The 24155-nt window shown below is 41.6% G+C and carries 22 protein-coding genes and 1 other RNA gene; 20 read left to right on the top strand and 3 right to left on the bottom strand.

Going from position 1 to position 24155, the window contains the following annotated elements:
- From RMX89_RS24230 to RMX89_RS24165, 14 genes are all read left to right on the top strand, one after another.
- Positions 1 to 587 (top strand): WD40 repeat domain-containing protein (locus RMX89_RS24230; RefSeq protein WP_416212003.1); only part of this gene is annotated, 587 nt, incomplete at its 5' end.
- Positions 588 to 963: 376 nt separating this feature from the next.
- Entirely contained in the window at positions 964 to 1311 is a 348-nt protein-coding gene (locus tag RMX89_RS24225; RefSeq protein ID WP_322690740.1) for a DUF1493 family protein, read from the top strand.
- A gap of 165 nt (positions 1312 to 1476) precedes the next feature.
- Complete coding sequence (locus tag RMX89_RS24220; protein WP_322683474.1) at positions 1477 to 2124, top strand: histidine phosphatase family protein; 648 nt, start codon at positions 1477 to 1479, stop codon at positions 2122 to 2124.
- 84 nt (positions 2125 to 2208) lie between these two features.
- The gene (locus RMX89_RS24215; protein ID WP_322683475.1) at positions 2209 to 3234 is read left to right on the top strand and encodes a glucokinase; all 1026 of its coding nucleotides are present in this window, start codon (positions 2209 to 2211) and stop codon (positions 3232 to 3234) included.
- 45 nt (positions 3235 to 3279) lie between these two features.
- On the top strand, positions 3280 to 3882 hold the full coding sequence (locus RMX89_RS24210; RefSeq protein WP_322675661.1) for a hypothetical protein: 603 nt from the start codon (positions 3280 to 3282) through the stop codon (positions 3880 to 3882).
- Between the two features lie 639 nt (positions 3883 to 4521).
- Positions 4522 to 4977, top strand: a complete 456-nt coding sequence (locus RMX89_RS24205; RefSeq protein WP_322683476.1) for a response regulator — start codon at positions 4522 to 4524, stop codon at positions 4975 to 4977.
- A 309-nt stretch (positions 4978 to 5286) separates the two neighbouring features.
- Positions 5287 to 5643, top strand: coding sequence for a hypothetical protein (locus RMX89_RS24200; protein WP_322690739.1), 357 nt, complete (start codon positions 5287 to 5289; stop codon positions 5641 to 5643).
- 159 nt (positions 5644 to 5802) lie between these two features.
- On the top strand, positions 5803 to 6444 hold the full coding sequence (locus tag RMX89_RS24195) for a Uma2 family endonuclease (RefSeq protein ID WP_322690738.1): 642 nt from the start codon (positions 5803 to 5805) through the stop codon (positions 6442 to 6444).
- Between the two features lie 396 nt (positions 6445 to 6840).
- Positions 6841 to 8310, top strand: a complete 1470-nt coding sequence (locus RMX89_RS24190; protein WP_322690737.1) for an efflux RND transporter periplasmic adaptor subunit — start codon at positions 6841 to 6843, stop codon at positions 8308 to 8310.
- A gap of 32 nt (positions 8311 to 8342) precedes the next feature.
- Positions 8343 to 9560, top strand: a complete 1218-nt coding sequence (locus RMX89_RS24185) for an ABC transporter permease (RefSeq protein WP_322686385.1) — start codon at positions 8343 to 8345, stop codon at positions 9558 to 9560.
- Positions 9561 to 9758: 198 nt separating this feature from the next.
- A complete protein-coding gene (locus RMX89_RS24180) occupies positions 9759 to 10697 on the top strand; it encodes a ferritin-like domain-containing protein (protein WP_322690736.1) in 939 nt (312 codons plus the stop codon).
- A 44-nt stretch (positions 10698 to 10741) separates the two neighbouring features.
- Complete coding sequence (locus tag RMX89_RS24175; protein WP_322686387.1) at positions 10742 to 11500, top strand: isoprenyl transferase; 759 nt, start codon at positions 10742 to 10744, stop codon at positions 11498 to 11500.
- A gap of 259 nt (positions 11501 to 11759) precedes the next feature.
- Positions 11760 to 12272 carry a hypothetical protein gene (locus RMX89_RS24170; protein ID WP_322670371.1) on the top strand — a complete coding sequence of 171 codons (513 nt, stop codon included), beginning with the start codon at positions 11760 to 11762 and terminating at the stop codon, positions 12270 to 12272.
- A gap of 551 nt (positions 12273 to 12823) precedes the next feature.
- The gene (locus RMX89_RS24165; protein WP_322670370.1) at positions 12824 to 14743 is read left to right on the top strand and encodes an iron uptake porin; all 1920 of its coding nucleotides are present in this window, start codon (positions 12824 to 12826) and stop codon (positions 14741 to 14743) included.
- 408 nt (positions 14744 to 15151) lie between these two features.
- Here the strand turns inward: RMX89_RS24165 and RMX89_RS24160 are convergent, their stop codons facing one another.
- Together RMX89_RS24160 and trxA are read right to left on the bottom strand one after the other, a co-directional pair.
- Positions 15152 to 15316, bottom strand: coding sequence for a hypothetical protein (locus tag RMX89_RS24160; RefSeq protein WP_322686389.1), 165 nt, complete (start codon positions 15314 to 15316; stop codon positions 15152 to 15154).
- A 370-nt stretch (positions 15317 to 15686) separates the two neighbouring features.
- Complete coding sequence (trxA, locus tag RMX89_RS24155; RefSeq protein WP_322670357.1) at positions 15687 to 16004, bottom strand: thioredoxin; 318 nt, start codon at positions 16002 to 16004, stop codon at positions 15687 to 15689.
- 788 nt (positions 16005 to 16792) lie between these two features.
- Between trxA and fabG the strand changes: the two genes are divergently transcribed.
- Together fabG and RMX89_RS24145 are read left to right on the top strand one after the other, a co-directional pair.
- Positions 16793 to 17539 carry a 3-oxoacyl-[acyl-carrier-protein] reductase gene (gene fabG, locus RMX89_RS24150; protein WP_322690735.1) on the top strand — a complete coding sequence of 249 codons (747 nt, stop codon included), beginning with the start codon at positions 16793 to 16795 and terminating at the stop codon, positions 17537 to 17539.
- A gap of 95 nt (positions 17540 to 17634) precedes the next feature.
- Complete coding sequence (locus RMX89_RS24145) at positions 17635 to 18516, top strand: Rpn family recombination-promoting nuclease/putative transposase (protein WP_322690734.1); 882 nt, start codon at positions 17635 to 17637, stop codon at positions 18514 to 18516.
- A 61-nt stretch (positions 18517 to 18577) separates the two neighbouring features.
- On the opposite strand, the gene RMX89_RS24140 is transcribed toward RMX89_RS24145, so the two are convergent.
- Complete coding sequence (locus tag RMX89_RS24140) at positions 18578 to 19660, bottom strand: MraY family glycosyltransferase (protein WP_322670354.1); 1083 nt, start codon at positions 19658 to 19660, stop codon at positions 18578 to 18580.
- A gap of 157 nt (positions 19661 to 19817) precedes the next feature.
- Here RMX89_RS24140 and groL point away from each other — a divergent pair, with 157 nt between their 5' ends.
- From groL to rnpB, 4 genes are all read left to right on the top strand, one after another.
- Positions 19818 to 21482 carry a chaperonin GroEL gene (groL, locus tag RMX89_RS24135; RefSeq protein ID WP_322690733.1) on the top strand — a complete coding sequence of 555 codons (1665 nt, stop codon included), beginning with the start codon at positions 19818 to 19820 and terminating at the stop codon, positions 21480 to 21482.
- 261 nt (positions 21483 to 21743) lie between these two features.
- On the top strand, positions 21744 to 22886 hold the full coding sequence (corA, locus tag RMX89_RS24130; RefSeq protein WP_322690732.1) for a magnesium/cobalt transporter CorA: 1143 nt from the start codon (positions 21744 to 21746) through the stop codon (positions 22884 to 22886).
- Positions 22887 to 22951: 65 nt separating this feature from the next.
- Positions 22952 to 23647 (top strand): hypothetical protein, encoded by a 696-nt coding sequence (locus RMX89_RS24125; RefSeq protein WP_322670351.1) that lies wholly within the window; start codon positions 22952 to 22954, stop codon positions 23645 to 23647.
- 46 nt (positions 23648 to 23693) lie between these two features.
- An RNA gene (rnpB, locus tag RMX89_RS24120) (RNase P RNA component class A) lies at positions 23694 to 24115 on the top strand.
- Positions 24116 to 24155: the final 40 nt, after the last annotated feature.

Here is a 24155-nt window from a genome sequence, read left to right as displayed (position 1 = left end):
ATGGCAAGTTTATTATCAGTGCCAGCAATGATACTACAGTGCGCTTGTGGGATATGAACGGCAATCCTATTGGTGAACCTTGGCGCGGACATGAAAAAGAAGTCAATTCTGTCGCCTTTAGCCCAGATGGCAAGTTTATTATCAGTGCCAGCAATGATACTACAGTGCGCTTGTGGGATATTGACGGCAATCCTATCGGTCAACCTTGGCGCGGGCATGAGTATTGGGTAAATTCCGTAGCTTTTAGCCCTGATGGTAAACTGATTGTCAGTGGTAGTCTTGATGCAACAGTGCGCTTGTGGCGCTGTGGGTGGCAAGAGTGGTTGCAAGTTTGTTGCAACAGGTTACATTATCATCCCGTCTTTCAAAATCCTGAAAATGGCAGTGATGTAGAAATTGCCCACCAAACTTGTCAAAAATATGTATGGAATCCACAATGCCCTAAACAGTTGAACAACCAAGGTGAGCAGAAAGAGAAAGCGTTTTCAGCAGCTTTGGAGGACTTTAAGCAAGCAGTTCAACTTAATTTTACATCGCATTGGAAACATCGCCTTGCTTGGCAATCAGTACCCACAGAGAACCAATAACTCGTCCTACTTGCACCGCAAGTTTAAAATATTGGGTTTCAAAAACTTACGGAAAGTAAAGTCCAATCATTAACAGAATTACTCAATCCAATAATTTAAGTTTGCCGTACTAGTAGGTTGGGTTGAGGAACAAAACCCAACATTTGCAGGACTAGAATTAAGTTATCTAAAGCTTGGATGAAAATAAACAGTTAGTAGCGCTGGCATAATTTCACGAGTTAAAATATCTGTGACTAAATCTGATGATTGCAAAAGTTGGATGGCTACAATAACCCTATCTTGCTACCAGTTCATACATACTTGACCAGTATTTACCTGGTAATAATTTCCTTGTTGATAGGATTCTTGCTACTGGAGTTTGTCACCTAAAAAGGTTATGTCATTTACAGATAGATTTAACCAACTTGCAGCAATTATTTATAATGAACTAGGTGTACAAACAAAAGATATTACTCTTAATATACGGCTTCGGGAAGACCTCAAAATAGATGGTGATGATGTTGATGAACTATTTTCTAAAATCACTGAACAGTTTGGTATAGATTGGCAGGGGTTTGTTTTTTACCGATACTTCCATGAAGAACCACATTTATTTTCTTTACTTTTTGAGTGTTACTATCGCAAACGTTACGGCACACTCAAAACAATTACCGTCAGCCATCTACTATCAGTTATTGAGTGTGGAGTTTGGTTTGAACCGTCCCAATCTGATATTTACATTTGAGTTCATGACATAATCTTAACTAGTTGATACTGATAAGTTTTCCTAATCATTAGTATTATTAAATATTATTACGATTTTTGTCCTATATTAATATTTGCAGCCGTCCTTGCAGATATCTATATATTTGTTTAGCGGCGAATTCTATTCATCGGAATAATTAAACCCATGAGTCAAATAGTCTGGATAGCAAGACACGCTAACCGCCTCGACTTCGTAAACCCCGATTGGTTTCTTACCGCTGAACGACGCTACGATCCACCCTTGTCTAATGATGGTATGGTGCAGGCACAGCAGTTAGCTAAACGATTGAAAAAAGAAAATATTGGCCATATTTTCGCTTCTCCTTTTCTGCGAACCGTACAAACGGCAAATGCAGTTGCAGAAATGCTCGACTTGCCGATTAAACTCGAAACAGGCTTGAGTGAATGGCTAAATCCAGTTTGGATGACAGAAGAACCCGAAAGACTCTCAACTCCAGCATTAGCAAAATTATTCCCCAGAATTGACACCAGCTATACTTCGCGCATCGCCGCCAAATATCCTGAAACTCATGAAAAAGTGCGAGAACGTTCTGGGCAAACTGCCAGATGTTTAGCTACTGAGTTCTTTCCAGAGGATATCTTGCTAGTCGCACATGGGGCATCTGTGTTGGGGGGAGCAATGGGGCTAGTGGGGGAAATTGCCAAAACAGAAGTTAAAGCTTCTTTATGTTCGTTGGTAAAAGTGGTACGCGAAGATCCAGAATGGTTATTGGAACTAAAGGGAGATACTTCCCATTTAACCCACATAGAAGAAGTGATTCGATTTGCCTAAACCTCTGATAGATATTTGTGTTCATAGCTTCTGGTAGGTTGGGTATATCCCACAAATAAAGTAATTAATCCCCGAATAAGTTCTATGACTTTATTACTAGCAGGAGACATCGGCGGTACGAAAACTATTCTGCAATTGGTTGAAAAATCAGACTCACCAGCTTTACATACTATTTATCAGGAAAGTTACCACAGTGCCGATTTTCCTGATTTAGTACCGATAGTGCAGGAGTTTTTGGTCAAAGCTAATACACCTACACCAGAAAAGGCTTGTTTTGCGATCGCCGGCCCCATTGTCAAAAATACTGCTAAACTGACCAATTTAGCTTGGTTCCTGGATACCGAACGTCTACAAGAAGAATTGGGTATCCCGCATATTTCTTTGATTAATGACTTCGCCGCCGTTGGCTATGGCATTTCAGGTTTACAAAAAGAAGACTTGCTGACGTTACAAGTTGGCAAACCTCAACCCGAAACCCCCATTGGAATTATTGGTGCTGGTACTGGCTTAGGGCAAGGATTTTTAATTAAGCAGGGGAACCACTATCAAGTTTTTTCTTCAGAAGGTGGACACGCTGACTTTGCTCCTCGGAACGAGATCGAGTTTCAACTGTTGAAATACCTGCTAGGTAAACATGATATCCAGCGCGTTTCTGTGGAACGCGTGGTTTCTGGAATGGGAATTGTGGCAATTTACCAATTTCTGCGCGATCGCAAATTTGCCACAGAATCACCAGATATTGCCCAAATCGTTAGAACTTGGGAACAAGAAGCCGGACAAGAAGAGAAAAGTGTCGATCCTGGTGCTGTCATTGGTACAGCTGCACTAGAAAAACGCGATCGCCTCTCGGAACAAACTTTGCAATTATTTGTAGAAGCTTACGGTGCAGAAGCCGGTAATCTCGCCCTGAAACTTCTACCTTACGGTGGCTTATACATCGCTGGTGGAATTGCGCCCAAAATTCTGCCTTTAATTCAAAACAGCGGTTTCTTATTAAATTTCACCCAAAAAGGTAGGATGCGCCGTCTCCTCGAAGAGATCCCGGTGTATATTATCCTCAACTCGCAAGTCGGCCTAATTGGTGCTGCTTTATGTGCTGCTAGGTTATAACAGCTGGCATCATCAGTGAGATCGCTATCTCAAAGGGCAAAAAATATGACAGTTAAAAGTCTGTTGCCACTAATAGCCGCCACCATTGTTTGTGGTGGCTCTGTTCTTGTGGAAGCGCGTCAACCCAAATCTCCGGTAGCTGTTGTCAAACCAAAGGTTTCTCAACCCGTGCAGCCACAATGGAAGTTATACACTGCTCCAGATGGACGTTTTACAATTTTGATGCCGGGAAACCCCAATAGAAATACCGAATCCCAAAAAACTTACATGGGGGAAATTACTTTAGAAATATTTATTGCTCAACCACCAAAACAGCAAGTAGCATACATAGTTGCTTACAATGATTTTCCTTATAGTTACGGTGAAATGGCCGATCCTCAAGCTGTACTTAATAATGCACGGGATATGGCTTTAAAGACTACGAAAAGTAATTTAATTAGTCAACGAAACATTCGCAGTTACAATAATCATCCCGGCAAAGAAATTCAGTACATCAATTCTGGAGGGAAAATTACTATAAGTAGAATGTATGTTGCCGAAGGAAGACTATATCAAGTAATGGCAATCACTACCAAAAAACAGCAGAAGACATTAGCTAAAACTATTAATGGCTATTTAAATTCTTTCAATGTGGTTTTAAAAAAGTGAAATAACTAACAACTTCTACTATATTAGCCTTGTAATTAATTGCAGGGCTAATATAACGTGAGTTCGACGAGTGCTATTTTGACCTCTCCCTCAGCCCCTCTCCTACGTTCGCGCAGCGTCTCAAAGAGTGCATAGCAATTGTGAAGTAACGGCTGCTACCAAGCAGGAAATTGAAGCCACCTTATTATTGCCTTAGAAGGACTTACGCACTGAAAACTTGAAAGCTTGATCCCCCCTAGCCCCCTTAAAAAGGGGGGAATCTTAAAAGCCCCCTTTTTAAGGGCGTTGGGGGATCTCTTCTGCGTAAGTCCTACTTAGAAGGAACTTGAGGATAGCGAATGGGAATAGTTTTGTTGATTAATCCTTTATGGCTATTTTCAGTTAATTGAACCACAGATTTTCGGAGGGAACATACCGTGCCCTTATTTGAAAAGTTTTTCTACGTTTTATGTCGTAGTTAATCAATTCATTTAGTAAATCAAATATATCTGCTCATAGTATAAGAATAGAACCTAGTAATTTTAACCGTTTAATGGTTCTCTGCTACTTTTTCTTTAACCTATCCGGTTGTCTCGTTCCCTTAAGACTACGGTTTTTTCAAATAGCTTTGCCCTTAAAGCCCTAATCGCAGGTCTTATTATGAATTTAATCAATGACTTTTGCTTGGCAGTTGGGATACTCAAAGGTGTACAAGTACTCGTTGTAGACAACGATCGCGATAGTAGGGATTTGTATGCTTTTTTACTCGAAGACCTCAGCGCAAATGTGATTACTGCTGGTTCCATAGAAGAGGCTTTAGAAACCCTGAGTTGGTTCACACCCAACATTATTGTCAGTGAAATTAGGTTTTTAGGTGAAAGTATTTATACATTGCTAAATAGATTGGATGCTATAGAGCTAGACAATGGTAAGCATATCCCAATCATTGTGACTTCAACATCTACCACAGGTACTTGCGATCAAATTCCAGATGTAGAGTTTGAAGAATATTTACTTAAGCCATTCGACCTTGACGAGTTTGTTTCTATGATTGTGAATCAAGTACAGGAAAAAGCGACGGAAAATTTTTGCACCGAGCTACTAGTTGCAAACTAGTAGGTAAGTTTAAGAGGTTGTTTGAAAAGTGGTTGGCTGTGATTTTAGGCACTAACCGATCCCCCCTAGCCCCCCTTAAAAAGGGGGGAACCGGAATCAAAGTCCCCCAATAAATTGGGGGATTTAGGGGGATCTAGAACGTTTTGTTACCGAGAAGAAAACTTTTCAAACATCCTCTAAGTATCTGCGTTGTTTAACCGTCCAGAAATAAATTTCTAGACTGCAAAGCTAAAACCCTTGCTCAAGTTACAACTGTAGGTTAGACACAGCCTACAATATAAGCACATGGGTTTGAGCGAATGAGAAGCTGTGCCCAGACAAATTACAAATATACTTATTCATCCACCTCAGAACTCCGTTAATCCACCTCAGAACTCCGTTAATCCACCTCAGAACTCCGTTAATCCACCTCGGAACTCCGTTAATCCACCTCAGAACTCCGTTCATCCACCTCAGAACTCCGTTCATCCACCTCAGAACTCCGTTAATCCACCTCGGAACTCCGTTAATCCACCTCAGAACTCCGTTCATCCACCTCAGAACTCCGTTAATCCACCTCAGATACTCGTTCATCCGCCTCAGAACTCCGTTCATCCACCTCAGATACTCGTTCATCCACCTCAGAACTCCGTTCATCCACCTCAGAACTCCGTTCATCCGCCTTAAAGACTGGTTTTGTTAAAGTAGGCCATCGATGCTTTAGCCTCTGGCGTAACACACCCTACAAAAATTGTTAGCAATGATGCAGTTAAAGCTTTGCTGTCAGCTTAGTGCTGGAAAATGAAACTTGTACGATCGTTGTTAAAGTTCCTCTTTCGCAATATTATGAGCGAATTACAGACCCAATTAGCAACTGATACCTGGATAACAGCAACTTGGGATGAATATATCCAAATAATTGAAAATCCTGCCTACGAAAAAGCCAAGGGCTACTACCACAACGGACAGATGAGGATTGAAATCTACGCAATCGGGAATGACCATGCCAGCGACCATGCAATTATTCTCTTTGCTGTTAACTTATTTGCGAGCATTAAAGGCATTGCTCTAAATGCCAAGGATAATTGTACATATCGGAAAACAGGCTTTAAGGAAGCTCAACCTGATGTGTCTTACTATATTGGTGAAAATGCCGATGTCATTCCCTACGGCACTTCTATCATCAATTTAGATATATATTCACCACCAGATTTAGTTATTGAAGTGGCTAATACCTCACTTGCTGACGATCGAGGTGAAAAACGACTTTTATATGAAGATTTAGGAGTGAAAGAACACTGGATTTTAAATGTCCAGAATGCCCAAGTTATGGCTTTTGCTATTGAAAACCAAGGTAGTAGGCGGATTACAGAATCTCAGGTATTACCAGGATTAGCAATTTCTTTATTAAACGATGCATTAGGGCGAACTCGTCAAAGAAATCAAAGCCAAGTTGGTGCTTGGTTATTAACCCAATTTCAGCAATAATTACAAACTGCTTTGCGGTAGGGAATGGGGAGTAGGGAAAAAGCAAAGGATACAAAGCAATTAAAGCGCGATCGCACTATAGCAATCCTATCTGATTTGTGAGAATTGCCAGCCGTAGATTTCCACCTTCTCAAAAAAGTCGGGAATCTTGTTTCTCACGAATAGTTCAGAATTGCACTAATATGCTGTGGCTAAAGTCACCCTTTCAGGTGAAGACATACAGAAATACGAATGCCTAGTATGAAGTAAGATTAAGCAACTGTGAAGCTAATTATGCGTCTAGTTGTTAGTTAACTCATAAAAATTTAATTCTAAAGCTTTAACAACTCCGTACTCTCCACTTGTCCTCTAACTAAAAAATATTCTTATACAGCAAGATTTACAGGCTTCTATAATATGGCTACGCACATAGAAATTCCAGTTATTGGCAAAGTTAAGCATCCATCGCGCTGGCTGATTGGGCTGATAGCGGGGAGTGCTTTGGTTGTGGGTACTATAACAACTTACACCTTGGTAAACCAAGGGACAAACAAAGAAGATATTGCTCAACTAACTGTGCCAGTTGCAGCCCAAAACGTGACGTTGCGGATTACAGCTAGTGGCAAAGTCGTGCCAGTTCAGAGCGTAAATATTAGTCCGAAGAATCCGGGAGTGCTATCGCAATTATATGTGGAACAAGGCGATCGCATTCAACAAGGGCAAATTCTCGCCCGCATGGATAGTGCCGGTATTGAGGCTCAAAGGAGCCAGTACCGTGCTAACTTAGCCCAAAGCCAAGCACAGCTAGCCCAAGCCCTTGCTGGTAGTCGTCCTCAAGAAATCGCTCAAGCAAGGGCCCGATTAGCACAAGCTCAAGCCCAATTAGCTGCGGCTAAGGCTGGTAATCGTCCTCAAGAGATTGCTCAATCTCAATCCCAAGTTGATGCGGCTCAAGCAAGGGTGAATTACACCAGCGAACAGGTAAAGCGTTATCAATACCTATACGAACAGGGAGCAGAGAATAAACAATTACTCGATCAAGCCATCAGCGATGACAAAAGTGCTAGAGCCAATTTAGAAGAAGCTAAAAAACGATTCTCGTTAGTCCAAACTGGCACTCGCAGTGAAGAAATCGACCAACGCCAAGCCGCTGTTAACGAAGCACGGGCAGCATTGGTACTGTTAGAAGATGGAACCCGTTCTGAAGAAATTGTCCAGCGTCAAGCCGCTGTAGCATCTGCTGAGGCTCAGTTAAAGGGTGTACAAGTGCAGTTGGAAGATACTATTATTCGCGCTCCTTTGTCAGGAATTGTTACCCAAAAGTATGCCGAACCAGGTGCATTTGTTACACCCACAACTTCGGCATCTACTAGTGCATCGGCAACTTCCAGTTCAATTGTTGCTGTAGCACGCGGTTTAGAAATATTAGCTCAAGTTCCCGAAGCCGATCTTGGCAGAATCAAACAGGGACAGCAGGTGGAAATTGTCGCTGATGCCTATCCCGACCAAGTTTTTAAAGGTCATGTACGTCTGATTGCTCCCGAAGCAGTGGTGGAACAAGGTGTGACATCCTTTCAGGTGCGGGTTGCTATCGATACTGGTATTGATAAACTACGTTCTGGCTTAAATGTGGATCTGACTTTTTTAGGCGATCGCGTTAATAATGCCTTGGTATTACCAACGGTGTCAATTGTCACCGAAAAGGGGAAAACTGGCGTACTCGTACCCGATGCAAAGAATAAACCCCAGTTCCGCGAAGTTACAGTCGGGGCACAAATTCAAGACCAAACTCAGATTTTAGGGGGAGTTAAAGTAGGCGATCGCATTTTTGTTAACCCACCCAAAGATTACAAAATTGAGAAGGCAAAAGAACAGAATAATTCGTAATTCGTAATTCGTAATTCGTAATTATATAAGATATGAATTTCCTTGAAAGCATGAATATGGCGGGGAAAACTCTGCTATCGAATAAGCTGCGTAGTGCCCTCACCATGCTGGGTATAGTTATTGGCAACGCTTCGGTGATTGCGATGATTGGCATTGGTGAAGGTGGGCAAAAATACGTTAATAAACAGCTGGAGTCACTAGGGCCAAATGTGCTATTTGTACTGCCAGGTAATCGAGAAACTCAGCGAATCTCCTTTGAAGTGCCAAAAACTCTGGTGTTGCAAGATGCGGATGCGATCGCTTCTCAAGTACCAACAGTAGTAGGAGTTGCACCAGAGTTAAACAGAAGACAGGTAATTACATACCGCAACAGAAATACCGATGTCAACATCATTGGCACAACTCCCTCCTTTTTATCTGTGCGGGATTTTGAAACTGCTAAAGGCAGGTTTTTCTCTGAGATAGACATCAAGCGAAGTAACCAAGTCGTTGTGCTGGGTGGAGATTTGGCAGAAAAACTATTCGGTAATAGTAACGCTGTAGGACAGCAATTGCGAGTTGGAAATACCAGCTTTCAAGTGATTGGGACGTTAACAGCAAAAGGTTCCAGCGTGGGAGCAGATTATGATGATGCTGCCTTAATACCAATCACCACATCAGCAAACCGACTTGTGGGCAAAAATTCTCCTTATGGTATTGCCTTAGATTATCTCGTTGCTGCCGCTCGTGATTCCGATAGCGTGGATGCAGCAGAATTTCAAATTACTAATTTGCTGCGTCTAAGACACAAAATTAATGGTGAAGATGACTTTACTCTTCGCACCCAGAAAGATGCTTTGCAAACTGTCGGTCAAATTACAGGTGCATTGACAATTATGCTAGCTGCGATCGCCGGCATATCCTTGTTTGTCGGCGGCATTGGCATCATGAATATTATGCTCGTCTCCGTCACCGAACGCACCCAAGAAATCGGATTGCGAAAAGCGATCGGCGCAACTGAGCAAGATATTTTGCTACAGTTCATCATTGAAGCAGTGATAGTTTCTGCGGCTGGCGGCTTAGTTGGGACTGCGGTTGGTGTCAGTGGCATCCTATTAGTGGGAGCCTTGACTCCTTTAGAAGCGAGTCTTTCTCCTGTAGCGATTACTATGGCTGTTGGTGTCTCTGGAGGTATTGGTTTATTCTTTGGCGTTGTTCCTGCACGTCGCGCTGCTAAACTCGACCCAATTGTGGCTTTGAGAAGTGCCTAATAGTCTGCCAACCCAAAAATGCGTTTGTGAGGACTACCTCACAAGATTGGATAATTTATTTCTTGGAGTTCCCTAACCAACTTTTCCTCCGACTTTTGCAACCCGATCGCATAAAATTGCCGACTTCAGCCGACTGACAAACGATAGTGCGATCGCTTAGGCTATTGGGCATAGAGATAAAAATTTAAGTATAAAAATATGCTTAATACCCTCAGCCCAATTGCAGAAGATTTAGCAGGTCAAAGCTATCTCAGTCCTCATTACTTGCAAACACAGCAGCGCATTCGTTCCCTCATAGACAAATATATTGCAGTCGAAAAACTACACGATCGTCTGCAAGATTTACCGATACAGTTTGCCAATCCCCAACCGCGTCCCTGGAAACACATCGACTGGCAGACAATTAACCGCAATCAAATTATCGGCTTAGACGCAGAGGTATTTTTATCTATATTGATCGGTGCGATGGATACAGAAGCACCCATTCGCGGTTATACCCAAACCAGTCGGCAGTATTTGGAAAAATTGCATCCTCAGATGGCTCGGTTTGTTGGTGGAACTGTCGGTAAAGATGACGAATTGCTAGAACTTGGTTTGTGGGAAAAGGAAGAACGTCAGCACACACCCGCATTAATCAAAGTCTACACCCAATTAACAGGCGAGAAAATTACCCCAAAACTTCGTACTGTTAGAAGCTATCTCCCTACAGATGACCCTCACGAAGACTTATATCGCCACGGTTTACACCGCATTGCTACAGAATACGGTGCAACTTGTCTTTATATTTGGTTGATGGCTCACACCACAGGCGCACTCCAGGATGTTCTAGAGGAACTAGCGCAGGATGAAATCAACCACATGACCAAATTCTGGGGGTTTGGAGTCTGGGCTTTCCCTGATACTGGGTTGATGCGAATTGGACGCACCCTGATTAAAACGCGATCGCCAAACTATCAGCGTAACAACCTCATGCGTACTCTTCGCCGGATGATGGGTACACTCAACTGGAATGCTTGGTCATTAACCAACAAAATAACTCTCTTATTTACCTTCACCTACACAATGCATCGCTTGTGGAGTTGGAACAACACCCTCACACCAGAGTACTTACAAAATTTATTTGAAACTACTCATTAGTAAAAACAAAAGACAAATGACAAAAGACAAAGGACAAGTGACAAATGACAAATGACAAATCAAAATTACCCATAGATTTAAATCCCCAAAAAATCCCCCAACATATCGCCGTCATCATGGATGGTAACGGCCGATGGGCAACCAGTCGAGGATTACCGCGCATTGCTGGACATCGCCAAGGAGCAAGAACGCTCAAAGAACTATTGCGTTGCTGCAAAGATTGGGGAATCAAAGCGTTGACAGCCTACGCTTTCTCCACAGAAAATTGGCAGCGTCCTGTTGAAGAAGTGGATTTTCTAATGCATTTGTTTGAGCGATTACTACGCCGCGAGTTGGCTCAGATGCATCAAGAAGGAGTACGTATCTCGTTTATTGGAGATTTATCGGCTTTACCCAAGTCTCTACAAATGGAAATGGAACGTTCAATGACAGAGACATTGAACAATCAAGCAATCCACTTTACTATTGCAGTCAATTACGGTAGCCGCAACGAAATTACCAGAGTTTGTCGTCAAGTAGCTCAACTCGTGCAACAGGGCGAACTTAGCGCCCAAGAAGTGAATGAAAGTCTTGTAGAACAACATCTCTACACAGCAGACACTCCAGAACCCGATTTGCTGATTCGTACCAGTGGTGAGATGCGATTGAGTAATTTCCTCTTGTGGCAAATGGCGTATACAGAGATGTATTTCACCGATATTCTTTGGCCAGATTTTAATCGAGAAGCATTTCATCAAGCTTTGTTGAGCTATCAAAATCGCGATCGCCGTTTTGGTCAAGTTAAAGCTTCATTATCAGCTTAGTGTACCAAACTACCAGACATCACGTGAACGAGGCAGGAGGCAGAGGGCAATATTCCTTCTGCCTTCTGCCTTTGTTGATAAAGTAAAAGCACCCACATTACCACGATGGTTATATGAGCGCTCACAAATAAAACATTATCGAGGATAATCTATCTGCTATGACAGACCGAAGTAACTATAAGAATAGCAGGCACTGGGTAAATAAACTGCAAGGGTAGTTACAAATGTTTTGTTAAAAATATTACTTACCGTAAATGTGATGCTTGATTTAGGCAAAATCCAATCGATTGCGGAATCCTATTCTCCCCAAGAACTCTTCGCTGGCTTGGTTTGGCAGCGTCGGTTCAATGAGTTTGATGGCAAAGAAGTGATTACTGACCTTTCCAACCACAGAAATTTATGGTCAAGCTTTCTATTCACAAAACCAATCTTTGCACCAGATGAAAACGGTTTAAGCTTTGGTGGTATGGTCGATACCTTACTTGCAATGGCAAACTATCGTCCCATGCCTGAAACCAGCATCATTCATTTCGTTGCCTATCCTGCCGATACACTGTACATTCTGACAGAGAACCAAGATACAAAAGTGTCTGAGCTTTTAGACTTGGGCAAAAAATGGCGAGCTGATTCAGTAGAGGTAAGTGATGGCACGAATGAAGATTATGGTTTCCGCCTGAAGCGCCGACTGAGAACTAGATTGGAAGGGGCGTTATGGGGTGAGGATGTTCACCAAGATTGTGATGCGGTGGTTGTTGCCTATTGGTGGGATTGAATACTTGAAATATCTCAATCAGAGAAATCGTGAACTACAATATGCTGTTTTCTTGCCGAATCTTAGCCTACACCCAAATTTAGCAGCGATCGCAGCCTCTTAATTTTTTTGAGTAAATTATTCTTTATTAGGTATTGAGCCGAGGATTTCGGCTCAATACCTATATTCATGTATCACAAAATCAGACTTATGGAAATTATTCTTTTGTCAATATAGCAATTATTTTTTATATTTGAACAGAGAAAATTTAGAATGCTTATGAATCAAGCATTTTACGCAATGCGTTGTTCAAAAATCATTTGGGATTGCTATCGTAATTATAGAAACTATCAATATGATGTTTTGTTAATTCTTTCCGAAAATAGTATTTACTAGAATTTAATACCTGCGATATAAGCTGACGTTTTGATAAGTTAATTCAGAAAAAATCCTGATATCCAAAATTTAAAGTTGACAAGACTCTCTTGCTAAATCTACTTTAAATTTACTTATCAATCCATTTTAAAATCGCAATGAATTTTTCCACTATTTTATAGGTGTTGGGAGTCATGATGGCAAAATATCTACTAGCTTTTGCTAGTGGGATGGGATTTTTATGTTTAATTGTCGGGTTATCACCTGTGCAAGCCCTTCCTAGTTTAAAAATTGCAGATAAAAACGTAGCTGTTAATCAAAATGACGGCAGCTATGAAAATAATTATTCTCATCAAAGCGATTTAGCAAATAATATCTCCAGTAAATTGCTGATAGCTAATGAGAGCCAAAAAAACTTACCCTCAGTCAATGAACAGCAAAAAATTCAAGATTTAGGAATAGATTCTGCTGTTAACTTATGGCAGCCAATCACACCACAACCTGCAAGTTCATCTCCAACCTCATACAAACTTGCACAAGTAACATCCGTATCGCAATTGTCTGATGTACAGCCGAATGATTGGGCTTTTCAGGCACTCCAATCTTTAGTCGAGCGCTATGGTTGTATCGCAGGTTATCCCAATCAAACCTATCGCGGTAATCGGGCGATGACTCGCTATGAATTTGCTGCTGGCTTAAATGCTTGTTTAGAGCGAATAAATGAACTGATTGCGACTGCAACTGGTGATTTGGTCAAAAAAGAAGATTTAGCCACATTGCAGAAACTACAAGAACAATTTGCGGCGGAATTGGCAACATTGCGGGGTCGAGTAGATGCTGTAGAAGCTCGCACAGCAGAACTAGAAGCAAATCAGTTTTCTACTACGACCAAACTCAATGGTGAGGTAATTATTGCTGGTGTTGGTGCTAGCGGTGGCGCTCCTAATGATAGTGACCCGAACATCATCTTAGTCAATAGAGTACGGTTAAATCTCACCACTAGCTTTACTGGTAAAGATTCATTAATTACTGGATTGCAAGCCTATAATTTTTTGGGTGGAGCCACTGGAGAGGGTAGCCTGCAACAAGGTTTAGGATTAGCTTCGCCACTTTTAAGTGCAAGTAGCGCTCGTACCAGTTTTGAGCCGCAATTTCCGGGGATAAATGTCAATACTTTGTCGGGCGTTGGCGCAAACAGCGTTCAGGTTTACAAATTGCTGTATGTCTTTCCCGTGGCTAATAAATTAACCTTGTTTGCGGGAACTGCGGCAGAGACATCAGATGCTTTCCCAACAATTACGCCTTTTTATGGTGAAGGACAAGAGTCAATATCTCGTTTTGGCAACTTGAATCCTGTACTACGGGTTTCTGGTGGAACTTCGGGTACTGGTTTAGCATCGGCGGCGGGATTTATTTTTAACATTTCGCCAAATTTTGATTTAAGAGCTTTATACGGCAGTGTAAATGCCAATTTACCGGAAAAATCTGCGGCTGAAGCAGTACCAGGAGTTTCTACTACACCTTTGGGAGCAGGTTTATTTAGTGGTAGTAGTATTATTGCCACACAGTTAACCTTCAAGCCAAGTCCTGCTTTTGATATTGGTTTAAACTATGCCCACAGTTATCACGAAATCAATATTTTGGCTACAGGATTAGTTAGTAGTGATATCGGTGCTTTATCAGGAGTTGCAGTTGGAACACCGCTCACACTCAACTCTGTTGGCGGTACGGTAACATGGCGATTGTCTCCCAAGATAGCCTTATCTGGCTACGGTGCAGCAATATTTGTTGATGCTGCTTCAAATAGCGTGGATGCTTCCACCACCTTTACAAGTTGGATGGCGGGAATTCACTTTAAAGATTTATTCAAGTCAGGAAATACAGCCGGGATTCTTTTTGGTCAGCCGCTTTTCCGTAGCGATACTGGTGGTTCTGCTCAACTTACCCCCACAGGCGAGAATCGGGCGACTCCTTACCATTTGGAAGCCTATTACCGCCTTCAAGTTAGCGATAATATCAGCATTACCCCTGGTGCGTTTGTTCTATTTAACCCAGAAGGTAACAGCAATAATGAGACTACGACTGTAGGCGTACTTCGGACTACTTTTACATTTTAAGAGATTGAGATTAAGCAGTCAAAATCCCCTAAGAAATTGGGGGATTTTGAGATTGGATAACAAAATTCACAGTAGACCTCTTGCAGCATAAATCAACAATAAAGAACCTCACCCCGATGCTTTGGCTATCCATTAGTCACATCTTTAAAAAAAGTGTTGAAGATAAAATAATGACTAATAAATACGTAGAAATTCGGTGGATGTTTATTGAATAATATTGTTTGGTTTTTGACAAAAATATAGTCCCATTGCCCAAAATTTGTTGTGCAAAACTAATCTGATGTCTACGTTGGTGACTGACTTGTACTGAGCGCAGTCGAAGTAGCTTACCGAATGGGCGAAGTACAGGCTACATTAAAAATAAACTGTGTAGGTGTAACTCATCGTCGATATCGCCCCACAGATAACCTAATTATTTCTTTTACCTGATTTAGCAGTTTGATTTGAAAGGTGGTGCTTTTGTATAACCCGCTCAATCTGGCAAGTCACCCCATCTATTCTATTTTTAACCTTATCAAAATCAATATTCGCCCAAATATAGGCTTTGTCAGGTCTTTGTTGCTTCCCACTCATATATGGTCTTACTTGTCAATATACTTTGTTATATCTATACAATATAGTCTTCTCAATTTCTAAACTACTTTCTCTAGACATATAAGTAAATATGCTTAATATTTACTTAAGGTTTTATCGCAATCCGATTTTATTTTTAAACCTACTTACGCGATCCTCAAAGTACAGCGTAAGCGCCAGAGGCAGGAAGTAGGGAATCAGCCTTAGTTATACAGAGGTTTTTCACGCAATCAAATAGGAGTCTTATGGCTTTTAGAAGTTCAACCAAACAGTGATTTGATTAATATGGGCGCAGATTATTATCTATCTATTGAAAGAGACGCGATATTTCGCGCCTCTAAGAACTAAAATCAAAATTCTAAGTGTAAGCTTAAATCTTTGTTTGTAGATATTGCACCAATTGCGGTGCTTGCATCACTCCCTCTATCCGCTCCACAGGCTGACCCTGCTTAAACAGTACTAAGGTTGGAAGAGAAGCAATTTTATACTCAGTAGCCAAATCTGTGTATTTTTCCGTGTCGATTTTGACAATCCTTAAGCGATCCTTAAGTTGGGCATTGACTTGCTCTAAAATTGGCACCATCATCTGACAGGGGCCGCACCAGTCAGCATAAAAATCTACTAATACAGGTACATCAGAAGCAGACAGCATATCTTCAAAACTGTTAAATTGCTTTTTCGTTGCCATGTGACACACACCGATTTTCAATTGTTTGTTTCAATAGTAGTTCTTATAAAATAAAATCGGTATAGGTTCATGGGTTTTTGTTAGTAAAAGATTAGATTAGTTAATATGAGGATGATTAGCCAGCCAAAAATATTAAATAATTATAATAAAATCCATATATTATGTTAGGTTGTGCATCTGTATTAAATATGTGTTTCAACCTATCACGATCGACCAAATCATTATAGAGCCTTTCACAAGAGTGATGTCTACGAAGGCTGTAGATGCAACACTTTCTAGTCTATCTAGTCAGGCAAATATATTAGTTATAGTTATTCATCTATTTACAGAGAAGTAACTATAGATATTTAATCAGAGTAAAACGTTAATTATTGTTATTCGAGTTATATAGGAATCTTATTTGATTTGTGAGAATTGCAAATCGCAGCTTCTCGATAACTTTTATGAAGGTGAGGATCTTGTTTTAGCGCGTCTGATTCAGCATAGCTATATCTAGCTAAATACGACGTATAGCAATCCTATTTGATTCCTGATTACTCGTAAAGATCGGGGACTAGGGACTGGGGACTGGGGACTGGGGACTGGGAAGATAGAAATAAAGGTGTACTGAGTTTTTTCAGAAATCAAATATGAGTCCTATATAACTTTATCTATTAGCTATCTAACTTGCAGCATGACAGCAAGATTATCACCCCGCAAGAGTTAGATATTATCCAGACAATATTCAGATGTTCCCGAAATCGCCATAAGATAATTAGCGCGGTATTTCTAAGATTGAGGAACATTAAATGACGCTATTACAAGATAAAGTCGCAATTGTCACAGGTGCATCAAGAGGAATTGGCCGAGCGATCGCAATTGAATTAGCTTCACAAGGAGCGATCGCAGTTGTCAATTATGCTAGTTCCAGTGCTGCGGCTGAAGCAGTTGTAACAGAAATTACAGATGCGGGAGGTCAGGCGATCGCGATCCAAGCAGACGTTTCTAAAAGCGATCAAGTAGACACACTAGTTAACGCCATGGTGGAAAAGTTTAAGCGTGTGGATATTTTGGTCAACAATGCAGGAATTACCCGCGACACACTGCTTTTGCGTTTGAAGCCAGAAGATTGGCAAGCAGTGATAGACCTGAATCTCACTGGTGTTTTCTTATGTACACGCGCCGCCAGTAAAATTATGCTGAAGCAGCGATCGGGGCGGATTATCAACATTACCTCTGTTGCTGGGCAAATGGGCAACCCAGGCCAGTCAAACTACAGCGCCGCCAAAGCAGGTGTAATCGGCTTCACCAAAAGCGTTGCCAAAGAACTCGCTACTCGTGGCATTACCGTTAACGCCGTCGCTCCTGGATTCATCACCACCGACATGACCAGCGATCTCAACAACCCCGAAGATATTCTGAAATACATTCCACTCGGTCGCTTCGGTCAACCCGAAGAAGTCGCAGGAATGGTGCGCTTCCTCGCCGCCGATCCCGCTGCCGCCTACATCACTGGACAAGTCTTTAACGTCGATGGCGGTATGGTAATGGCCTAAATAGTTGAGCTAAATAATTGAGGGGTAGCGATTTTTCGTAGTTGGCGCTTTAGCGCCAACTACGAACTTATTAAATAAAATTTGATAGATTAGTTATGAAAACAGACTCTATTTTTTATCGTTTATTTCAAACTTTCCTCAGTGCTTTTTTTGAATTAATTAATCTGCAACCATCAGAAGCAAATGCATATAATTTCGCTTCAGTAGAATTAAAGCAAACAGCATTTCGCATTGATGGAGTCTTTCTTCCTGTTGCTGACACTAATCATCAGCCGATTTATTTTGTAGAGGTTCAATTTCAAAAAGATAATGAATTTTATGCTCGTTTATTTTCAGAAATATTTCTGTATTTACGACTTTACGCACCTACTTCAGATTGGCGATCGGTAGTTATATTCCCTCGCCGCAGCCTTGAACCAACCCAAGTCCAACCGTATCGAGTCTTACTCGAAAGCCAATTGGTAACGAGGCTATATCTAAATGAGCTTGGAGAAGTAACTGAATATTCCTTAGGAGTTGGTATTATCAAATTAGTAGTTGTAAATAAAAAACAAACTCCCATATTAGTCAAAAGTTTGATTACAAAGACACGTTCGGAACTGAGCGATAAAGCACTTCAAAAAAAAGTGATAGATTTAATAGAAACAATTGTAGTTTACAAACTACCGCGTATCAGTCGTCAGGAGTTGGTAAAAATGTTTGGACTCGGTGATTTTGATATCAAAACTACCAGAATTTATGAGGAAGTCCATGATGAAGTTTATGAAGAAGTCCGTGATGAAGTCAGGCAAGAACAGACTTTAGAGGTAGTAATGCGCCAGTTACGACGACGCATTGGTAATTTGAGTCCGCAATTGTCAGAGCGCATCAGCCAGTTATCTATCGAACAGCTTGAAAATCTAGCCGAGGCACTGTTGGATTTTTCCACAGAAGGAGATTTAGTTGTTTGGCTGCAAGACAATTTAACTCAAGCTTGAATTTTTGGTGAATTGAATAAACATAGTAGGGCTAGCACTGCAATGCCCACCCTACAAGCAACTAAGGCTGTTGGCGTATCCTTTGCCAGACTGTAAAGCCCAAAAGTAGGATAATACTACTGGCGGTTGTCAGCATCACAGCCAAACTCATACCTTGTATTCTCATCGCTAGCAAGTTGAAAACTAAGGTAATTGACCAAAGGGTAAACGCAGCATGGCGCTGGGAGAGTCCCCAAGCAAGTAAGCGGTGGTGCAGGTGGTCTTTGCCAGGAGTACTCAGAGGGTTATTTCCTGCTAGTAGCCGCCGCACAAATACTTGAGTGGTATCTAGCACCGGTAATAATAGAAATAAAACCGTGGGAATTAGCGCATAAATTGTGTTTTGTTGCAGTTTCCCTAAAATACTAGTTGCTGCCAACACATAACCAAAAAAGTATGCTCCGGCATCACCCATAATAATTCGTGATGGATGGAAATTATGGCGCAAAAATCCTAGTGCAGCACCTCCCAAAGCTGCGAGGACTAAGATTGCCGCAGCACGATTGTTAAATTGAGCTGCAACGCCCAATAAACTCATGGCGGTTATAAAGCTAATTCCTCCTGCCAAGCCATCCATACCATCCATCAAATTGATGGCGTTGGTAATCCCTACTACCCATAGTACTGTTAGCAACATGGACAGAAGTGAATCGATGGGAGTGCCAAACAGGACTTTGACACTGATACCATTAGCTACCAGCAAAAGTGCCGTGACAATTTGCGCCCACAATCGCACAGAGGGCGGTAAGCCAAACTGATCGTCAATAAAGCCCACCAGGACTAATATCGAACCCCCCAACAGAATAGTGAGCACCTGAGCCAATACGTTTTGGAGTTCGATCGGTCGTAAAAGGCTAGCTAGTACCAGCGCAGCAATCACGCCCGCGTAGATAGCCAGCCCCCCTGCATTGGGTAAAGGTTCTCGGTTGAGTCGCCGTGCGTTGGGTTGGTCAGCCCAACCTACCCGCAAGGCGAATTTTCGTACTGTCGGAATTAAACGCCAAGTTACAAGCCAAGCCAAGAGGAACGTAAATACTACTGCCAACCAGCCGGTGCCGCTAGGGTCGGCAATACCAAGGGACTTAAGGGAGTTGTCTAGATTCATCTCCCAATTCAAGCATTACTGCCAGTATCTAATATGAGCATCACCTGTATATTAATCAATTTTTTTATTTCCATTTGTAACTTGAGCCGCTTGAGAGATTAGCACTCTGGCGCTGTGAGTGCTAAATTGTCTAATGGAAGCGCTGGAGAAATCAAACATGGCGAAAATTATTGCATTTGACGAGGAATCGCGGCGATCTCTAGAAAGGGGTGTTAACGCCCTTGCCGATGCCGTAAAAATCACCTTGGGGCCCAAAGGTCGCAATGTCCTTTTAGAGAAAAAATTTGGCGCACCTCAAATTGTCAACGATGGTATCACTGTTGCCAAGGAAATTGAATTAGAAGATCCTTTGGAAAATACTGGTGCAAGACTCATCCAGGAAGTGGCCTCAAAAACTAAAGATGTCGCTGGAGATGGGACAACCACCGCCACAGTTTTAGCACAAGCCTTAATTAGAGAAGGTTTGAAGAACGTTGCGGCAGGTAGTAACCCTGTGAGCTTGAGACGCGGGATCGACAAAACTATTGAGGCATTGGTAGAAGAAATTGCCAAAATAGCCAAGCCAGTAGAAGGAAGTGCGATCGCTCAAGTTGCCACTGTTTCTGCTGGTAACGATGAAGAAGTTGGTCAAATGTTAGCTCAAGCAATGGAAAAAGTCACCAAAGATGGTGTAATTACCGTTGAAGAATCTAAATCCCTGACAACTGAACTAGAAGTAGTTGAGGGGATGCAGATTGACAGGGGTTATATTTCTCCCTACTTCGTCACCAACAACGAACGGCAAATCGTCGAATTTGAAAACGCCCGAATCTTGGTGACAGATAAAAAAATCAGCAGCATCCAAGATTTAGTGCCAATTTTAGAAAAAGTTGCCCGTTCTGGTCAGCCTTTGCTAATTATCGCTGAAGATGTCGAAGGTGATGCTTTGGCAACTTTGGTGGTGAACAAAGCGCGCGGTGTACTAGCTGTAGCTGGAATTAAAGCGCCTGGGTTTGGCGATCGCCGCAAAGCTTTGTTAGAAGATATTGCGATTCTCACCGATGGACAGTTGATTTCTGAAGAAATCGGTTTAAGCTTGGATACGGCTGCTTTAGAAGCGTTGGGAACTGCCCGCAAAATCACCATTGACAAAGAAAACACCACAATTGTTGCTGGTAGTGTCACCAAGCCAGAGGTACAAAAGCGGATTGGTCAAATTCGCAGACAGTTAGAAGAAACTGATTCTGAGTACGATCGCGAAAAACTGCAAGAACGCATCGCCAAGCTCGCTGGCGGCGTGGCAGTGATTAAAGTGGGTGCGGCAACCGAAACCGAACTCAAAGACCGTAAGCTGCGGATTGAGGATGCGCTCAACGCTACTAAAGCTGCTGTGGAAGAAGGTATTGTTCCTGGTGGTGGAACAACCTTAATTCACTTAGCTAAGGCAGTACAAGCGATTAAAAACACCCTAGAAAATGACGAAGAAAGAATTGGGGCTGATATTGTCGAACGAGCGCTAGAAGCCCCCTTGCGCCAAATAGCAGACAACGCTGGTGCTGAAGGTTCTGTAATTGTCTCGAAAGTCCGGGATAGCGACATTAACACTGGCTATAACGCTGCTACTGGCGAATTTGAAGACTTGATTGCTGCTGGTATTATCGACCCTGCCAAAGTCGTGCGTTCAGCTTTGCAAAACGCTGGTTCCATTGCTGGTTTGGTCTTAACCACCGAAGCGATCGTTGTTGAAAAGCCAGAGAAGAAATCCGCTGCTCCTGCCCCTGATATGGGCGGTATGGGCGGTATGGGCGGCATGGGTGGCATGGGCGGCATGGGTATGTTCTAATTTCTGCTGACCCAGATAAATATTTTTTAAACAGTTTGTCTTGCCAAGGCAAACTGTTTTTTGTAGCATTGCTGATTCAAAGGCAATATGTTATACCAATTCGTAATTCGTCAGATAAAATCTGGGTGATGACCTCTTTATATTAATTTTTGCAAAATAACGTCTGAGTTATGTAAGTTATTTTTATGTCCTTTGTTATTTACTAATGAAAAATGACAAATGACCAATGACCAATGACAAATGACTATTAGGTAATATTGCATGGCACGAAAATTACGTCGCCTTCCTAAAATACTCACCAAGCTATATGAAGACGAGTTCCATCACCAACCAGGGACTATACCTGGAACCATTTTTATTGATGCAGATGCTCCACCGCCAATAATTTTTTTGATTGACTATAACCAAACCAATTTCATTCGCGAACAAATAGAAACTCCAGAGGAGTGTGTCTCTTATCTGGAATCGGAATCGGTTTCTTGGGTAGATGTACAAGGTTTAGGTAGTCAAGATATATTACAACGATTGGGTAACATTTTTAAGTTACATCCTCTAGTTTTAGAAGATGTAGTTAATGTACCGGAGCGTCCTAAAACAGAGGATTATGAAGATCAATTACTTTTCATTGCCCGGATGGTAGTACCAAAGGAAAGAACATGTGGTTTTTATAGCGAACAAGTGAGTTTGATATTAGGAAAAAATTATCTACTGACAGTACAAGAGGAACCAGAACATGATTGCTTTGAAGCGGTGCGATCGCGAATTGAAAAAAACAAAGGTATCATCCGTAAACAGGGAGCGGATTATTTAGCTTATGCTCTGTTAGATGCAATTATTGATGGTTTTTTCCCAGTCCTGGAGCTTTATGGCGAGCGAATCGAAGAGTTAGAGGAGGAAGTAATAGTTAAACCTACTCCCCAAACACTGCAAAATATTTATCAAATTAGACGAGAATTACTGCAACTACGTCGTGCTATCTGGCCCCAGCGGGATGCAATTAATTCTTTAATTCGAGATGCTCCCGATTTGATTTCTGAAGAAGTGCGAATCTACCTGCGAGATTGTTATGACCATACAGTGCAAGTGATGGATATGGTAGAAACTTACCGAGAACTATCATCTGGATTAATGGATGTGTACCTTTCGGCAGTAAGTAATAAAATGAATGAAATCATGAAGGTACTAACGATAGTTTCAACGATCTTTATTCCCCTGACTTTTGTGGCCGGAATATATGGTATGAATTTCAATACTGATAAATCACCCTATAATATGCCTGAATTGAATTGGTATTGGGGCTATCCACTTTGCTGGGCATTGATGTTAGCGATCGCATTTAGTTTGCTATTGTTTTTTTGGCGAAGAGGGTGGCTGCAAAATTCTGTAGAAATCAAGCGCAATTAAAAATTGTAGATTAGCGATGAGTCAAATATATATTCATTAGCACTGGGAGTTAAGATTTTTGAGTTATGAGGAGTAGCGACCAAAATTTAGTAGTTTTGACGATTTATATTATCGGTGTCTCTTATGTTTTCAACCGCATGATTGAATCCATCGATGATCAAGTAAAATTTGAGTTTAAAAAAGGAACTGTTGACGAACAACTCAAAGAACAAAATCTCGACGATAAAATTGGAATTTCCTTTAAACTCAAATCTTCATACCCAATTGACGATTTGAAAGATTTAGGAATTAGCATTGAAAATAAATCAGATAATGTTGCTGTATACGTTGACTGGGACAATAGTTCTTTAGTTGTTGAACATAGTAAGCAATCGCGCCGCGTAATTCGGAAATCACCAGACTTAACCCGCGACTTAGCAGTACCCCAAAGTCCTAGCCTGATTGCTCCCAAGAAAACACTTTCTGAAACAGTGACAGCAGAAGATGTTTTCCAGCGCGATCAAGTAGCTGGAACCTATTTAGCAAAAAAACCATTAATTGATATCAATGGGCTACAAAAAGGGCAAAAAAAGTTGTACAACGATTTTATTAACAGAAAAAAAGAGTTGGATTTTTCTCTGCAATTAGTGTTGAGAATATCTGAAGTGCGTCTAGGTCTAGCTCCAGGTCGTGATTTTCCTCCCATTAGCATTATCAATTGTCCTTTCACAGTCAGGAAACTACCTTGGACTTACGCTCTACCCTGGAATAAAAAAAAGTAATAACCTGTCAACCCCTTGTGTTAACCGGGTACACTGGATTTAAGGAGAGAGTAGGCGCAGGCGGTTGCAGATCGGTCATAGTTACTGGTTTGAGGAAAGTCCGGACTCCCGAAAGACCAAACTTGCTGGATAACGTCCAGTGCGAGCGATCGTGAGGATAGTGCCACAGAAAGATACCGCCAATCAATTTTGGATTTTAGATTTTAAATTTTGGATTGAATCTAAAATCCAAAATCCAAAATTCAAAATTGTTTGGTAAGGGTGCAAAGGTGCGGTAAGAGCGCACCAGCAGTATCGAGAGGTGCTGGCTCGGTAAACCCCGGTTGGGAGCAAGGCGATAGGAACTACGGTTGGTCTTTTACCAGTTCCGCTCAATGAGAGCCGCTTGAGGCGTTTGGTAACAAACGTCCCAGATAGATAACTGCCCTCGCAAGAGAACAGAACCCGGCTTATGTCCTGCTCTCTCCCCTTTAATGGAGTATGAACCTTTCACGGTTTGTACTCTATT

The sequence above is a fragment of the Nostoc sp. DedSLP04 genome (genome assembly GCF_034530775.1).
Classification (GTDB): Bacteria; Cyanobacteriota; Cyanobacteriia; order Cyanobacteriales; family Nostocaceae; genus Nostoc.
Note: the sequence above shows the minus strand (reverse complement) of the source record. Positions and strands in the feature narration are given on the sequence as shown.

Bases quoted from the DNA above. Each gene is read 5' to 3' on its own strand.
- RMX89_RS24180 (WP_322690736.1), top strand. From the start codon at position 9,759: ATGCTTAATACCCTCAGCCCAATTGCAGAAGATTTAGCAGGTCAAAGC.
- fabG (WP_322690735.1), top strand. From the start codon at position 16,793: ATGACGCTATTACAAGATAAAGTCGCAATTGTCACAGGTGCATCAAGA.
- groL (WP_322690733.1), top strand. From the start codon at position 19,818: ATGGCGAAAATTATTGCATTTGACGAGGAATCGCGGCGATCTCTAGAA.
- RMX89_RS24225 (WP_322690740.1), top strand. From the start codon at position 964: ATGTCATTTACAGATAGATTTAACCAACTTGCAGCAATTATTTATAAT.
- RMX89_RS24125 (WP_322670351.1), top strand. From the start codon at position 22,952: ATGAGGAGTAGCGACCAAAATTTAGTAGTTTTGACGATTTATATTATC.
- RMX89_RS24140 (WP_322670354.1), bottom strand. From the start codon at position 19,660: ATGAATCTAGACAACTCCCTTAAGTCCCTTGGTATTGCCGACCCTAGC.
- RMX89_RS24190 (WP_322690737.1), top strand. From the start codon at position 6,841: ATGGCTACGCACATAGAAATTCCAGTTATTGGCAAAGTTAAGCATCCA.
- RMX89_RS24185 (WP_322686385.1), top strand. From the start codon at position 8,343: ATGAATTTCCTTGAAAGCATGAATATGGCGGGGAAAACTCTGCTATCG.
- trxA (WP_322670357.1), bottom strand. From the start codon at position 16,004: ATGGCAACGAAAAAGCAATTTAACAGTTTTGAAGATATGCTGTCTGCT.
- RMX89_RS24205 (WP_322683476.1), top strand. From the start codon at position 4,522: ATGAATTTAATCAATGACTTTTGCTTGGCAGTTGGGATACTCAAAGGT.
- corA (WP_322690732.1), top strand. From the start codon at position 21,744: ATGGCACGAAAATTACGTCGCCTTCCTAAAATACTCACCAAGCTATAT.
- RMX89_RS24145 (WP_322690734.1), top strand. From the start codon at position 17,635: ATGAAAACAGACTCTATTTTTTATCGTTTATTTCAAACTTTCCTCAGT.
- RMX89_RS24165 (WP_322670370.1), top strand. From the start codon at position 12,824: ATGGCAAAATATCTACTAGCTTTTGCTAGTGGGATGGGATTTTTATGT.
- RMX89_RS24195 (WP_322690738.1), top strand. From the start codon at position 5,803: ATGAGCGAATTACAGACCCAATTAGCAACTGATACCTGGATAACAGCA.
- RMX89_RS24220 (WP_322683474.1), top strand. From the start codon at position 1,477: ATGAGTCAAATAGTCTGGATAGCAAGACACGCTAACCGCCTCGACTTC.
- RMX89_RS24175 (WP_322686387.1), top strand. From the start codon at position 10,742: ATGACAAATGACAAATCAAAATTACCCATAGATTTAAATCCCCAAAAA.
- RMX89_RS24160 (WP_322686389.1), bottom strand. From the start codon at position 15,316: ATGAGTGGGAAGCAACAAAGACCTGACAAAGCCTATATTTGGGCGAAT.
- RMX89_RS24215 (WP_322683475.1), top strand. From the start codon at position 2,209: ATGACTTTATTACTAGCAGGAGACATCGGCGGTACGAAAACTATTCTG.
- RMX89_RS24210 (WP_322675661.1), top strand. From the start codon at position 3,280: ATGACAGTTAAAAGTCTGTTGCCACTAATAGCCGCCACCATTGTTTGT.
- RMX89_RS24170 (WP_322670371.1), top strand. From the start codon at position 11,760: ATGCTTGATTTAGGCAAAATCCAATCGATTGCGGAATCCTATTCTCCC.